The sequence below is a fragment of the Nocardia jiangxiensis NBRC 101359 genome, assembly GCF_000308615.1.
In the GTDB taxonomy this organism is placed as follows: Bacteria; Actinomycetota; Actinomycetes; order Mycobacteriales; family Mycobacteriaceae; genus Nocardia; species Nocardia jiangxiensis.
In genome coordinates this window covers 18,904-31,766 of the sequence record NZ_BAGB01000075.1, presented here as the reverse complement: position 1 = coordinate 31,766, position 12,863 = coordinate 18,904, and the positions used below count along the sequence as shown (strand labels likewise).

The following is a 12,863-nucleotide window of genomic DNA, read 5'->3' as shown; positions in this document are numbered from 1 at the left end:
GCGTTTCCTCGGCCGCGGCGAGCCGCTACCAGGCGCCGGTCAGGCCGTAGGTCGACAGGACCGCCTGCAGCGGGGGGTTGAGTGCCGGTTGCAGGACTTCGGTGCCGCTGTCGGCGGTGGTGACCAGGCCCTTCGGGTGCGATCGCTTGGATCGCCGGAGCCAGACGGCCCAACAGCTCCATTCGCTGCCATATCGCGATCCGTACATCACCCCGTGGGACAGTGTCCCGTCGTAGAGGGTGACCGGCCAGATGCGGCTCGCGATCGCGGTGGTGAGCCAGCGCGCGGGGCCGCGTAATTCGGCGACGGTGATGTCGGTGATTCCGCGTTCGATGAGAGCCCGGGGAGCGTAGGCGGTGCTGATGACCGAAAGGCTCGCTGCGGCTTCGATATCGATGAGCCAGCCTCTGGCGGGCAAGGTGATTCGATAGAGTTTGAGTTCGGCCAGCCACGTCAGGTCGACCTCGCCGGGCGGGCGGTATCCGGAGCTTCGCCATTCCTCGCGGATCAGCGATTCGAGCTCGTCGTCCTGGTGCACGTCGTCGAAGTACGCGCTGGCCGCTGTCGGCAGTTTGGGTCGCAGTGGCGCCAGCAGTTCACCGTAGGCGCCTTCCATGGTGCTCGCCGCGTAGACGGTCCGTTGCCCTTCGACGTCGAATCTGTTCCATTCCTCGCGGTCCTCGAAGGCGGATACGCCGCGAGTGATCGGATCGAGCGGGCCGTAGATGGGCTTTGCGAGGCGGAAAACCTCACGGCGAGCGGCGGAAACGAGTGCGAGGCCGGTTTTGGGGCACCTGCGGCTGGTGTTGGCGCTGGAGCGGATATCGCTGACGGACACCACAATTCCCCCTTCGTCCGAGCCGTCCTGTCCAGGGAATCGTAGCGAAGGGGGGAAACCGAGTGCAGGTCAGTTGTCCGAGTTGTCCACGAATGCGACTGCGGCAGTGATCACTTCGCGATAGCGGCCTTCGCGGATCGCAATGGCCGGCGAGTCCTCGTCCAGACGCGGATTCGCACCGATGAACCATGCTCGGGCCACATCCGCGCCTTCGGGGGCGGCGAGAATGCTCCAACAGCGGTGGGCCACCTGCAGGCGGGTGAGTGCGGCATCGCGGGGGCGCGGCCCGTCCGTCTGCGACCACTTGTACGGCAGTTTGCGATCGCGCACGTTGGCGACCAGCGCGACGAGCGTGGGCCCCAGATTGTGGACGAGCTGACGCGCGAGCTCGGAGGTGGGCAGCCGGGACGTCTCCACGTGGCTGGCAATGACCTCGTCGAGTGCGCTCATCGGCCTCACAACCTCGGATGGGTGAGCCTGCCTCACCGGGAGTCTGTTCCTCGATCAGAATAGACCCGAATGCCACTCGAATGCAACCATGCATGCTACCTTGAACCACCCCGATGGTACGGTCTCACTCCTCTGAACAGGGAATACATGCTCAAGCTTCGTCGGCCCGCCCCCGAGCCGAGCAGAGCTCGCTCCTCCGGGCTGCACAGCCCCGATTCCCCGCCCGAGGGGGCCGACCCGATGGCGATCGCCCTCCACTACCTGACGTTCTATCGGAACGAATACCACCGCTCCCGCGTCGTGGTGAAGACCCGGGCCAAACGCGTGGTCGTGTGGACCGCGGTGGCGAACGGCCTGATCGCCGTGGTCGGCGCGGCCGTGGCGGTGTTCCACGCCCCCTGGCTGGGCCTGGCCAGCACCGGCCTGGCCGCGTCGATCGGAGTGCTCGCCGCATGGGACGGGCTGTATCGGCACCGCGAGATGTGGGTGCAGCGCAGCGTGATCCTCGGCCAGCTCCAAGCCCTCCTGCGAACCACGGAACTTCGCCTGGCCGAAGGGGAAGACCGTCGCATGCTCGCCCGCGAAACCATGGGGAACCTCAACGCGGTCCTCGAGGACGATCTCGAGGCGTGGACATCGCTGCGCCGAACACAAACCGCCCCACATGAACGCGAGAGTGGCTCGGGCGAATAGCCCACGGTGACGTACGCGAACCTTCGGTCGGTGTGCCCTGGACTGCCCCGGAGCCCGATCACACATAGCATCGCCGGTATGCGATACATCATCATCGGGGCGGGTGCGGTCGGCGGTGTCATCGGCGCGCGGCTGATTCAGGGCGGCAACGACGTGGTGCTGGTCGCCCGCGGCGCGCATCTGGCGGCGCTGCGAGGCAGCGGGTTGCGGCTGGTCACCGTCGAGGGCGCCGAGACGTTGCCGGTGCACGCCGTCACCGATGCCGCCGAACTCGGCGAGTTGCGGGCCGACGACGTGCTGGTACTCGCGGTGAAAGCGCAGGACACCGTGGCCGCGCTGACGCAGTGGGCCGCCGCGCCGGTGGCCGGTGGCGGGATCGCCGCGGACCGGCTCGCGCTGGTGTGCGCCCAGAACGGCGTGGAGAACGAACGGGTCGCGCAGCGGATCTTCCGCACGGTCTACGGGATGTGCGTGTGGCTGCCCGCGACGCATCTGGAACCGGGCGTGGTTGTCTCGCACACCGCGCCCATGAGCGGCATCCTGACGCTCGGCCGCTATCCGCACGGAAGTGATTCCACGATAAGTGAATTCGGCAAGCATCTGGCCTCGAGCGCCTTCCTGGCCCCGGTCGTCGAGGACGTGATGCGCTGGAAGTACGGAAAACTTCTCAACAATCTGGGCAACGCCCTGATGGCCCTGCTGGACGACAGCGGCGAACCGGCCGAGGACCTGTGGAGTGGAGCCCGAGCCGAGGGCGAGGTGGTCCTGGCCGCGGCCGGGATCCCCTACGCCGACGAGGCGGAACGTGCAGTGGTGCAGGGTGATCGGATGCAGTTGCAGCAGATCGAGGGTGTGCCCCGGCTCGGCGGCTCGACGTGGCAGAGCCTGGCCCGCGTGACCGGGTCGTCCGAGGTCGACTACCTCAACGGCGAGATCGCCCTGCTCGGACGGCTGCACGGGGTGCCGACGCCGATCAACGATCTACTCCAGCGCCTGGTCACCGAATACGCCCGCGACCGCCGCGAACCCCGCGACATCGCGCCGAGCCGACTGCGCGCGATGCTCGGCTGATCACGCGGTCCGTCGCCGCACCGCGTGCTCCGGCACCGGCGATGAGCTGGAACAGCGCCTCGCGCAAGGTGTTTCGGGAGATGTCCAGCACGTCGGACAGAACGTGTTCGCGCAGCCGCATTCCCGATGTGAGTCGGCCACCGCGCCGCGCAGGGCCTCGGCCACGCGTTCGGCCGTGGGGGAGACGAGTGTCGCTGCTGCGGGTGGGGTCGTCGGGAGCAGAAAACGGCGGGAATGAATGTGCCATTGACAACTGGCACATTCGCTGTGATGCTCTGACTATGACGAGTACAGGGTCAACGGTGACCTCTGGCGCCGGGCTGCCGCGGTCCGCGTCCGTGCGGGCGCAGATCGCGGCGGCCGCCTCGGTGGCCGGGTTGCGGCAGGTCAACGGGTTGTTGCCGGCCAATCGGGCGGGGATCTGGGCGGGCCGCGGGCTGATCGCGGCGGTGATGGCGGCATTCGGGCCGACCCTGCCGGGGACCTCGGTGGTCGAGGTTCGCGCCGGTGACCTGCGCGGGGAATGGGTGCGGGCCGCAGGAGTGGAGCACGGCGAGCGCGCGATCTACTACATCCACGGCAGCGGGTACGTCGTCTGCTCGGCGCGCACCCACCGCGGGCTGGCCTCGCGGCTGTCGAAGGCGACCGGACTGCCGGTATTTCTCGTCGACTATCGGCTCGCGCCCGAACACCGGTTCCCGGCGGCGGCCCAGGACGTCGCGGCCGGATACCGCTGGCTGCTCGAAAAGGGTTACCTAGCAAGTGATCTGGTGATCGGCGGCGATTCCGCGGGCGGGCATCTCGCGCTGGATCTGTTGCTGCACAACGATCGCACGGGCATCGTGCAGCCCGCGGGAGCGTTCATGTTCTCGCCGCTGATGGATCTCACGCTCACGCTCGCCGAACAGCAGGATCGGCGGCGCCCGGATCCGATGGCGCCTGCACGGGCCGGTCGTCGGCTCGTGGAGCTGTACACGCGCGGACAGTCCGCGGCCTCGCCGCGACTGCGACTGGACATCGCGCCCGGTACCCCGCTGCCGCCGCTGTTCGTGCAGGCCGGTGCGGAGGAAATGCTGTCCGATGACGCGCGGCACCTGCACGAGATGGCTTGCGCGGCAGGGGTTCGCTGCGAGCTCGAGCTGTGGCCGGGCCGCATTCATGTCTTCCAGGCGTTGCCGCTGCTGGTCCCCGAAGCGGGGCCCGCGCTGCGTCGCGTCGCGGAATTCGTCCGCTCCGCACTCGCGGAGAACTCGGTTCGGGAACGGGTGAGCTGAACATGTGGATACTCGACGATCTGGTGGCCGCCCTGGGCGGCGACCGCCGCTCGCGTGCCGCGAAGGCGGTGGTGACCGGCGCGGGCAGCGGTATCGGCCGCGCCTTCGCCCTCGAATTGTCCGCTCGCGGTGGCGAAGTGGTGTGCGCCGACATCGATGAGGGCCGTGCGCAGGAGACGGTCCGGATGATCCGGCGGATCCACGGCAGCGCGGCGCACGCGGTCGTCTGCGACGTCTCCCGGCGCGAGGACGTGGAGAGCCTGGCCATGCACGCCGAGCTGATCTTCGGCGGCCCGCCCACCCTGGTGGTCAACAACGCGGGTGTGGGCATCGGCGGAAAACCCGTGGGGGAGATCGGATTCGAGGACTGGCAGTGGGCGCTGGGCATCAACATGTGGGGTGTGGTGCACGGCAGCGAGATCTTCGTCCCGAGGCTGCGCGCGGCCGGACGCGGCGGCATCATCAACGTCGCCTCGGCGGCCGGATTCGCCGCCGCACCCTCGATGGGCCCGTACAACGTGTCCAAGGCCGCGGTCATGTCGCTGTCGGAGACGATGGCCGCGGAACTGTCCGGTAGCGGCGTCGCGGTGACGGTGCTGTGCCCGACCTTCGTGCGCACCAACGTCGCCCGGGACGGCCGCATCACCGCGGCCTCGCAGCAGCTGGCCGAAACCCTCATGCGCTGGACCGGTTTCACCCCGGAGCAGGTGGCGCGCACCACCCTCGACGCCAACGACCGGGGCCGGTTGTACGTGGTGCCGCAGTTGGACGCCCAGGTGATCTGGCATCTCAAGCGGCACTTCCCGGCCCTCTACGCACACGCCCTGGGCGTGCTGAATCATCTTCTGCCGCACGACGATCAGCATTCGATCGAGACGGCGGACGGACACGATACGAAGACAGGAGTCTGAGATGTCCTTCGACTTCGACGATATGCTGGCCAAGATCAAGTCCCGGCAGTGGGCACTGGCCGATATCGATTGGGACGCACCGGGAGCCGAGCTGATCCAACCTGATCTGCATGCCCGGTTGAAGCCCTTCATGGCCGATCTGATGTGGATCGAGAACGTCGGCGCACGCGGTTTCGCGGCCATGGCCAAGAAGGCCCCGACCGAGACGCTGAAGGAGATCTACCGGTATTTCCACGCCGAGGAGCAGCGCCACGCCAACGCCGAACTGGCCCTGATGCGGCGCTGGGGCATGCTCGACGGTGACGAGATTCCGGAGCCGAACGTCAACGTCAAACTCGTGATCGACTTCCTGGACAAGTACTCCGACGGCATGTCGCTGTCGTTCCTGGGCACCGTGATCCCGATGCTCGAGGTGGCCCTGGACGGCGCGCTGATCAAATTCATCACCGACGAGGTCACCGATCCGATCGCGCAGGAGGTGTTCAAGAAGATCAACAACGACGAATCACGCCATCTGGCAACCGATTACGCGGTCATGGATCTGCTCGGGCACGCGCCGGTCCGGAAGCTGGCGATCGATATGGTCGGCGGCTGGTGCAAGCCCTCGCTCATCGTCGGCACGCTGAGTTACATTCCGCTGCTGAACAAGATGCGCGACAACATCGTCGCGATGGGCGTCAGCGAGGAGAAGCTGTACGGCGCGATGCGCCGGTACGCGAGTGTGGGCGAGCGCAGCGAGTTCGTGCGGCGGCTGCCGATGTTCCAGTTCGTCAAGATGCACAGCAACTGGGTCGTGCATCGCGATCACCCGTACCACCTGTTCGCCGACGCCATGGTGAAGCTGACCTCGCACTATCCCAAGGCGCTGCTGCGCCCGCAGCCGACGTGGTCGAAGGAACTGACCTACGAGCCGGTCGCGTGAACGGACGGATATGAGCGAGACACAGATGCTGGACGTAGCGATCATCGGAGCCGGTTTCGCCGGTGTCGGCACGGCGATCAGGTTGCGGCAGAAGGGGATCGGGAACTTCGCCGTCTTCGAGCGGGGTGACCGGGTCGGCGGGACCTGGCGGGACAACACCTATCCGGGCGCGGCCTGCGACATCCCCTCGCGGTTGTACTCCTACAGTTTCGCGCCCAATCCGAATTGGTCGCAGACCTATTCCGGCAGTGCGGAAATTCTCGGGTACATCGATACCATGGTCCGGGAATTCGGGATCGCTCCGCGAATCCGATTCGGCCACAACGTGACCGGAGTCGACTACGACGAGGCCAGCGGCACCTGGACGGTGAGTTTCAGTGATCGACGCCGAAAGGTCGAGGCGCGCACCGTCGTTCTCGCCTCGGGTCCATTGGCCAATGCCAGTCTTCCCGCGATCGAGGGGATCGAGACCTTCGAGGGGCACAAGATCCACAGCGCCCGGTGGGATCACGACTACGACTTCACCAGGAAACGGGTGGCCGTGGTCGGCACGGGCGCCAGTGCGGTGCAGATGATTCCGGAACTGGTCGAGCGGGCCGGATCGGTCAAGGTGTTCCAGCGCACGCCCGGCTGGGTGCTGCCCCGGCTCAACCGGGAGACGAACGCGCTGACCAGGCGCCTGTACCGGCAGCTGCCGGTCACCCAGTCGCTGGCCCGCGAGGCGTGGTTCTGGGGACACGAGTCCGTCGCGCTGGGCGTGGTGTGGAATACCCCGCTGACCCGGGTCGTCGAATCGGTTGCCCTGCTGCACTTGCGAACTCAGGTGCGCGATCCGTGGCTGCGGCGGCAGCTGACCCCGGATTTCCGGGCCGGATGCAAACGCCTGCTGATGAGCAGTGACTACTATCCGGCGTTGCAGCGGGACAAGTGCACGCTGGTGACCTGGCCGATCGCCGCGATCAGCCCGCAGGGCATCCGCACCGCCGAGGGGATCGAGCACCGCTTCGACTGCATCGTGTTCGCCACCGGGTTCGAGGTGTCCAAGACCGGTTCGCCGATACCGGTCACCGGCCGCGACGGCCGGGTGCTCGCGGACGAATGGCACCGGGGCGCTTACGCATTCAAGAGCGTCACGGTGGCGGGATATCCGAATCTGTTCCTGACCTTCGGTCCCAACTCCGGTCCCGGGCACAATTCGGCCCTGGTCTACATGGAGGCCCAGATCGACTATCTGACCGATGCCATCGGCCTGATCCTCGATCGGGATCTGCGTGCGCTCGAGGTGCGCCGGGATCGGCAGGACAGCTACAACGCCCGGCTGCAACGTCGGCTGACCGGCACCACGTGGAATTCCGGTTGCCGCAGTTGGTATCTCACCGAGGACGGGTTCAACGCCACCATGTACCCGGGCTTCGGCACCCAGTACGCGCGGGAGCTGGCGCGGGTGGATCCGGACGACTTCGTGCTGACACCGGCCTCGCGCGCGCCCGGCGAGCGGCGGCCGGTGACCACGGCCACCGGTTAGACTCGATTCGAGTAGTACGCCCGCGCCGCAACCGGCGGCACGGGCGCTCGAGCGGCTCGCAGCGAAGGGAATGGAGATCCTCGGATGGCGGAATACCGCATCGACGATCTCGCCCGAGCGGCCGGCACCACCTCCCGCAACGTGCGCGCCTATCAGGAGCGCGGACTGCTCCCGGTGCCGAGCAAGCGCAGCGGCCGCGCCTTCATCTACGACGAATCGCATCTCGAGCGGCTGAAGATCATCGATGCGCTGCTGCAACGCGGTTTCACCACCGCGCACATCGCGGATTTCATCACCAGCTGGGAGACCGGCAAGGATCTGACCGAGATCCTCGGCCTGCAACATGCGGTGACCGCGACCTGGGGCAAGGGCGAGACGCTCGAGGTGCCGCGCGAACTCGTCGCCACCGTGCTCGGTGAGCAGGACACCGGCATGCCCGATCCGGATCTGCTGGCCCGGCTGAGCGAACTGGGCCTGGTCCGCCTGCACGAGGAGACCGTCGAGTTCACCGAACCCGAATTGCTCACCACCTTCGCCGAACTGCACGGATACGGTATCGGCCTGCGCCGGCTGCTGGATCTGTACTCGGCGGTGATCAGCCGGGTCGACGATATCGCCGAACTCATGGTCACCGCGGCCAAGGACCACCTGGTCGCCGAACACGGCCCCGGGTGGCTGCCCGAGAGCAACGAGGAGATCGCCGAGACCACCCAGATGCTCAACCACCTGCGCGAACTGGGCGTCACCGCGGTGCACACCAGCCTGGCCCAATCCCTGGACCGGGTGCTGCGCAGCGAACTCGGCGACTATCTGGCGACGGCGGCGCTGCGGCACGGGACGGTGTCGCAGCACGGCAAGTGAACCGGCCGGCGGGGGTCCTGTGGTTGGTCCCGGCAGGCGGCTCGACGCGTCGGCGGTACAGGCGTCACCGCAGCTCGACGGGCCGCCCGGTCCCCGTCGCACTCACCCCGCAGACCACGTGACTAGGATTCCTGCGTGCTGCTTTCCGATCGCGACATTCGTGCCGAGCTGGCCAGTGGGCGGCTCGGGCTGGAGCCGTTCGAGGAGAGGCTGGTGCAGCCGTCGAGTATCGACGTGCGGCTGGACCGGATGTTCCGGGTGTTCAACAACACTCGCTACACCCATATCGATCCGGCGCAGCGCCAGGACGAGCTGACCAGCCTGGTCGAGCCGACCGAGGGGGAGCCGTTCGTCCTGCATCCCGGCGAATTCGTGCTGGGCTCGACACTCGAGGTGTGCACCCTGCCGGACGATCTGGCCGGGCGGCTCGAGGGTAAGTCGAGTCTGGGCCGATTGGGCCTGCTCACCCACTCCACGGCCGGATTCATCGATCCCGGATTCTCCGGCCACATCACCCTCGAGCTGTCCAACGTCGCGAATCTTCCGATCACGCTGTGGCCCGGGATGAAGATCGGCCAGCTCTGCCTGCTGCGCCTGACCAGCCCCGCGGAGAACCCCTACGGCAGCAGCGCGGCCGGTTCCAAGTACCAGGGCCAGCGCGGCCCCACACCGTCCCGGGCCTATCTGAACTTCCCCCTGCCCAAGCCCTGAGCCTCCGCTCGCACACGCAGACGCACCCCGTCCACAGTCCGCGCGAGGCGGCTCCGTGTACGGGGTGCGTCCGGTGTTGACAACTCAGTGACCAGGCAGGACGTGTTCGCCGGACTTGTCCGTGGACAGCGCCAAGGAGCTGATGTACTGGATTTCGCCCTCGGGGCCGGGGATCGCGGAGGCGATCATGTCGGGGCGTTCGAAGTCGACGCCGGTGACGTGGCAGGTGAGGGTTTCGCCGGACGGGTTGCCGTGTTCGTCGAACATCGGCAGGTCGATGCCGTCGTCGGTGCGGCGCAGGTAGTAGCGGCCCTTGGTGAGCACGGCGGTGAGCGGGGTCAGGACGAAGGCCAGCACCACCGCGACGATCGGCGAGTACGGCTTCAGGGTTTCCCCGAACGCGCCGAAGAACGTCAGAATGGACAGCACCGCCGCGGCGCCGAATCCGACGAGTCCGACCGGGTTGAAGTTGTACAGCATGCCGCGCCGGAATTCCGGCTGCTTCGGCGAGATCTTCAGCAGATACTTGTTGACCGCGATATCCGTTGCGACGGTGACGATCCAGGCGATACCGCAGTTGGCGTAGAAGCCGAGGATATTGTTCAGGAAGTCGAACATGTTGGCTTCCATGAGAATCAGCGCGATCGCCAGATTGACGCCGAGGAAGACCAGTCGTCCCGGATAGGTCTTGGTGACGCGGGTGAAGGAGTTCGTCCACGCCAGCGAACCCGAATACGCATTGGTCACATTGATTTTGATCTGGCTGATCACCACGAGCACCACCGCCAGCGTCATGGCCAGCCAGCCCGGCACCATATCGCGGTAGATCTCCAGGAACTGATGCACCGGCTGATTGGCGATCGATTGTGCGCCAGGAAGATTCGCGATCAGATAGACCGCGAGGAACAGGCCGACGACCTGTTTGACCGCACCGAAGATCACCCAGCCCGGTCCGGCCAGCAACATCCAGCCCCACCATTTGCGTTTGTTCTCAGGGGTTTTCGGCGGCATGAAGCGCAGATAATCGATCTGCTCGGCGATCTGCGCGATCAGCGACAGGCATACGCCCGCGGCGAGCAGCGCGCCCGTCAGGCTCACGCCGCCACCGTCCTTACCGCCGTAGGCGAAGAAGCTGCGCACCGAGTCCGGGTGCCGCACCAGCAGGAACACGAACGGCAGCACCATCAGCAGCAGCCACAGCGGCGTCGTCCACACCTGAAGTTTGGCCAGGGTGTTCATCCCGTAGATCACCAGCGGGAAGATCAGCAGCGTGGACGCCAGATAGCCCAGCCACAGCGGAATGTGCAGTCCCAGTTGCAATCCCTGCGCCATGATCGAACCCTCGGTGGCGAAGAAGATGAACGTGAACGACGCGAACACCAGATTGGTGATCACCGACCCGTAGTATCCGAATCCGCTGCCGCGGGTGATCAGATCCAGATCGATGTTGTAGCGCGCGGCATAGTAGGCCAGCGGAAATCCGGTCAGCATGATGACGACCGCGAAGATGCCGATGCCCAGCAGGGCGTTCCCGGTGCCGTTCGCGATGCCGACATTGGCTCCGATGGAGAAATCGGCCAGGTAGGCGATGCCGCCCAGGGCCGAGACGCCGACCACCGCCGGACTCCATTTTCGATAGCTGCGCGGCGCGAACCGTAACGTGTAGTCTTCCAGTGTTTCCTTCGTCGCGGTGGCTTGCACCCGGCGATCGTGGACGTCGACCACGTGAACTCCCTCTATCTCGGCCCGCGTGAACAGGCTCTGGGCCGAGGGTGGTTCGCGAATGTGCAGCCGCGTTTGCCGGGCCGTTACGGATGCGTTACTTCACATCCTCGGCGGCGAATTCGGCAGGGCTCAGCACTGTTCGGTGACGGCTTTCACATAGCCGACCGATTGATAGAGGAAGTTGTACGCCCAGCGCCGGAACGAGACGGGCGGATGCGCGTCGACCATGAGAATCTCTCCGCTCCAGCACTTTCCGAGCACATAGCGGGCCCGCGAGACGTGCGGGGTGAACGTCACCACGATCACCCGCCGCCAGTGCCCCGCCCGCGCCCGTTCGGCCAGCGCGCGTCCCTCCCCGAGCGTGGTGCGCGGATCAGGGTCGAAGCAGTCCACCTCGACCCGGTATCCGCCGTGACAGATCCGGTTCATCAGCGGGCTGTGCTCGTAAGGATCGGAGAACAGCACGCGCGGTGCGTAACCCTCCCGCGCCAGCCGCAACCCCAGCTCCTCGCGTCCGTCGTGCGCACCGCCGAGCACCAGGATCGCATCCGCGGGCGCGGGCGAATCGACCTGCGGCCGAACGTATACCGGCCACAGCGCGGTCACCGCGACCACGAGCAGGACGATCACGACGAGCGCAGCCCACTTCGCTCTCGTTCTGCCGCGGCGCTGTGCCATCCGCCGATCGTAGCCAGCGCGGTCGGTCGGCTCCGTAGATCAGGTACTGCCGCACGACTTCCAGCAGTTCCTCGCCGTGTGGGACGCCCAGGCCGGTGCACGCGTCCCAGCCCGCGCCCGCGCGGTACAGGCAGCGATGCGTCGATCGGCGGGACGAGTGCCGCCGCGCCGCTGTGGGCAGGTCTGTTCTGCCGGATCGCCGAACTGTTGCAGACCCGCGTCGGCCTGCTCCAGCCCGCGCTGTACCGCGGCGTCGCCGCCGGGCAGGTCGCACCCGGCTTCCGCGATATCACCGAGGGCAGCAACGGCCTCACCTTGGGCGCTTCGATACCCAGTTCGGTGAAGTACGCCGTGAGATCCGCCTCGGCGTAGCCGCCGCCGAATTCGAGGATGGCCGCGCGCTGCTGCGTGCCGCTGGCCTGCGGGAAGTGGTAGATGTCGGCGAGCTGGGGCGGGGTGTAGGTCTGTCGCTGCGCCGGATTCGCCGCGGCGGCGCGTAGATGAACTCCGACCTGCGGGCGGTCGTCCAGGCCGAGCACCGCGATGACGACGCCCGCCAGCGCTGCGGGGGTGGACAGTTCACCGGTGCGCATCCGATGTTCGACCTGCTCGCCGCCGACCGGATGCGCCGAGTTCACCCTGACCAGTTCGGTACCGAACACGTTCTGCGCCACCGACACCGGTGCGCTCGCCCGCACCCGGCGCGATCCGGGATGCTGCTCCAGGATCGTGGCCCCGGCCGATTCCAGCGACGAGACGACCAGTTCCAGATCGGCCGGATCCGCGCCGTACTGCTGCGTGAACTCCTGAACCGAGACGGCGCGCGGTCCGGCGATCAGATCCGCGGGCAGTTCGGCGCGGCGGCGCAGTACCACCGTGAATTCGACGGTCGCGGCCGGATCGACCGGACCGAGAGTTTCGACTCCGGTGAGTGCGGTGCGCGCACTCCCGGGGAGTGCAGCGGTGGCGGCATCGGACATCGGCAGATTCTCCGTTCACACGAAATGCGAAGGAGTGCTGTCATTTTCGGTCTCCCCCCCTCGCGACAGGGCTCCAGCGTAGCGCAACCGGCGATCTGCGCGACCCGGATCGCGGGGTCCGGGTTCGGAGTGGTTGTTTCGGGCGGGTTGCGCTCCGGTGTCCACCCGGGCTCCGGTGAGGATGGCGGTGAGCTAGGGGTTTCCGCCTGTACATCTGATGTTGC

At 66.9% G+C, this 12,863-nt stretch carries 13 protein-coding genes; 8 read left to right on the top strand and 5 right to left on the bottom strand.

What is annotated here, in order from left to right; translation table 11 throughout:
* Window positions 1-25: 25 nt before the first annotated feature.
* Window positions 26-838: a hypothetical protein gene (locus tag ON40_RS32160; RefSeq protein ID WP_040828844.1), complete on the bottom strand. Its 813-nt coding sequence runs from the start codon at window positions 836-838 to the stop codon at window positions 26-28.
* 69 nt (window positions 839-907) lie between these two features.
* Window positions 908-1,288: a hypothetical protein gene (locus tag ON40_RS32155; RefSeq protein ID WP_040828843.1), complete on the bottom strand. Its 381-nt coding sequence runs from the start codon at window positions 1,286-1,288 to the stop codon at window positions 908-910.
* A gap of 147 nt (window positions 1,289-1,435) precedes the next feature.
* On the opposite strand from ON40_RS32155, the gene ON40_RS32150 reads away from it, so the two are divergent.
* The 8 genes from ON40_RS32150 to dcd all read left to right on the top strand — a co-directional run bounded on the left by ON40_RS32150 (window position 1,436) and on the right by dcd (window position 9,256).
* Window positions 1,436-1,981, top strand: coding sequence for an SLATT domain-containing protein (locus tag ON40_RS32150; RefSeq protein WP_157186497.1), 546 nt, complete (start codon window positions 1,436-1,438; stop codon window positions 1,979-1,981).
* Between the two features lie 78 nt (window positions 1,982-2,059).
* The gene (locus tag ON40_RS32145; RefSeq protein WP_040828841.1) at window positions 2,060-3,052 is read left to right on the top strand and encodes a ketopantoate reductase family protein; all 993 of its coding nucleotides are present in this window, start codon (window positions 2,060-2,062) and stop codon (window positions 3,050-3,052) included.
* A gap of 281 nt (window positions 3,053-3,333) precedes the next feature.
* Window positions 3,334-4,326, top strand: coding sequence for an alpha/beta hydrolase (locus tag ON40_RS32140; protein ID WP_051193841.1), 993 nt, complete (start codon window positions 3,334-3,336; stop codon window positions 4,324-4,326).
* 2 nt (window positions 4,327-4,328) lie between these two features.
* On the top strand, window positions 4,329-5,237 hold the full coding sequence (locus tag ON40_RS32135; RefSeq protein ID WP_051193839.1) for an SDR family NAD(P)-dependent oxidoreductase: 909 nt from the start codon (window positions 4,329-4,331) through the stop codon (window positions 5,235-5,237).
* Window position 5,238: 1 nt separating this feature from the next.
* A complete protein-coding gene (locus tag ON40_RS32130; protein WP_040828840.1) occupies window positions 5,239-6,159 on the top strand; it encodes a ferritin family protein in 921 nt (306 codons plus the stop codon).
* Between the two features lie 10 nt (window positions 6,160-6,169).
* Window positions 6,170-7,684, top strand: coding sequence for a flavin-containing monooxygenase (locus ON40_RS32125; protein ID WP_040828838.1), 1,515 nt, complete (start codon window positions 6,170-6,172; stop codon window positions 7,682-7,684).
* Between the two features lie 84 nt (window positions 7,685-7,768).
* The gene (locus tag ON40_RS32120) at window positions 7,769-8,545 is read left to right on the top strand and encodes a MerR family transcriptional regulator (RefSeq protein ID WP_040828837.1); all 777 of its coding nucleotides are present in this window, start codon (window positions 7,769-7,771) and stop codon (window positions 8,543-8,545) included.
* A gap of 135 nt (window positions 8,546-8,680) precedes the next feature.
* Window positions 8,681-9,256 carry a dCTP deaminase gene (gene dcd / locus ON40_RS32115; RefSeq protein ID WP_040828835.1) on the top strand — a complete coding sequence of 192 codons (576 nt, stop codon included), beginning with the start codon at window positions 8,681-8,683 and terminating at the stop codon, window positions 9,254-9,256.
* 84 nt (window positions 9,257-9,340) lie between these two features.
* Here the strand turns inward: dcd and ON40_RS32110 are convergent, their stop codons facing one another.
* The 3 genes from ON40_RS32110 to ON40_RS54915 all read right to left on the bottom strand — a co-directional run bounded on the left by ON40_RS32110 (window position 9,341) and on the right by ON40_RS54915 (window position 12,639).
* Window positions 9,341-10,981, bottom strand: a complete 1,641-nt coding sequence (locus ON40_RS32110) for a purine-cytosine permease family protein (protein ID WP_051193837.1) — start codon at window positions 10,979-10,981, stop codon at window positions 9,341-9,343.
* A 129-nt stretch (window positions 10,982-11,110) separates the two neighbouring features.
* A complete protein-coding gene (locus tag ON40_RS32105; RefSeq protein ID WP_051193835.1) occupies window positions 11,111-11,659 on the bottom strand; it encodes a YdcF family protein in 549 nt (182 codons plus the stop codon).
* On the bottom strand, window positions 11,608-12,639 hold the full coding sequence (locus tag ON40_RS54915) for a protease pro-enzyme activation domain-containing protein (protein WP_051193833.1): 1,032 nt from the start codon (window positions 12,637-12,639) through the stop codon (window positions 11,608-11,610). The genes ON40_RS32105 and ON40_RS54915 overlap by 52 nt, the downstream gene beginning before the upstream one ends.
* Window positions 12,640-12,863 lie beyond the last annotated feature (224 nt).

What these genes read in the sequence shown, in the direction of transcription:
- ON40_RS32155 (WP_040828843.1), bottom strand. Translation starts at nt 1,288, where the DNA reads ATGAGCGCACTCGACGAGGTCATTGCCAGCCACGTGGAGACGTCCCGG.
- ON40_RS32150 (WP_157186497.1), top strand. Translation starts at nt 1,436, where the DNA reads ATGCTCAAGCTTCGTCGGCCCGCCCCCGAGCCGAGCAGAGCTCGCTCC.
- ON40_RS32145 (WP_040828841.1), top strand. Translation starts at nt 2,060, where the DNA reads ATGCGATACATCATCATCGGGGCGGGTGCGGTCGGCGGTGTCATCGGC.
- ON40_RS32140 (WP_051193841.1), top strand. Translation starts at nt 3,334, where the DNA reads ATGACGAGTACAGGGTCAACGGTGACCTCTGGCGCCGGGCTGCCGCGG.
- ON40_RS32135 (WP_051193839.1), top strand. Translation starts at nt 4,329, where the DNA reads ATGTGGATACTCGACGATCTGGTGGCCGCCCTGGGCGGCGACCGCCGC.
- ON40_RS32130 (WP_040828840.1), top strand. Translation starts at nt 5,239, where the DNA reads ATGTCCTTCGACTTCGACGATATGCTGGCCAAGATCAAGTCCCGGCAG.
- ON40_RS32125 (WP_040828838.1), top strand. Translation starts at nt 6,170, where the DNA reads ATGAGCGAGACACAGATGCTGGACGTAGCGATCATCGGAGCCGGTTTC.
- ON40_RS32120 (WP_040828837.1), top strand. Translation starts at nt 7,769, where the DNA reads ATGGCGGAATACCGCATCGACGATCTCGCCCGAGCGGCCGGCACCACC.
- ON40_RS32105 (WP_051193835.1), bottom strand. Translation starts at nt 11,659, where the DNA reads ATGGCACAGCGCCGCGGCAGAACGAGAGCGAAGTGGGCTGCGCTCGTC.
- ON40_RS54915 (WP_051193833.1), bottom strand. Translation starts at nt 12,639, where the DNA reads ATGTCCGATGCCGCCACCGCTGCACTCCCCGGGAGTGCGCGCACCGCA.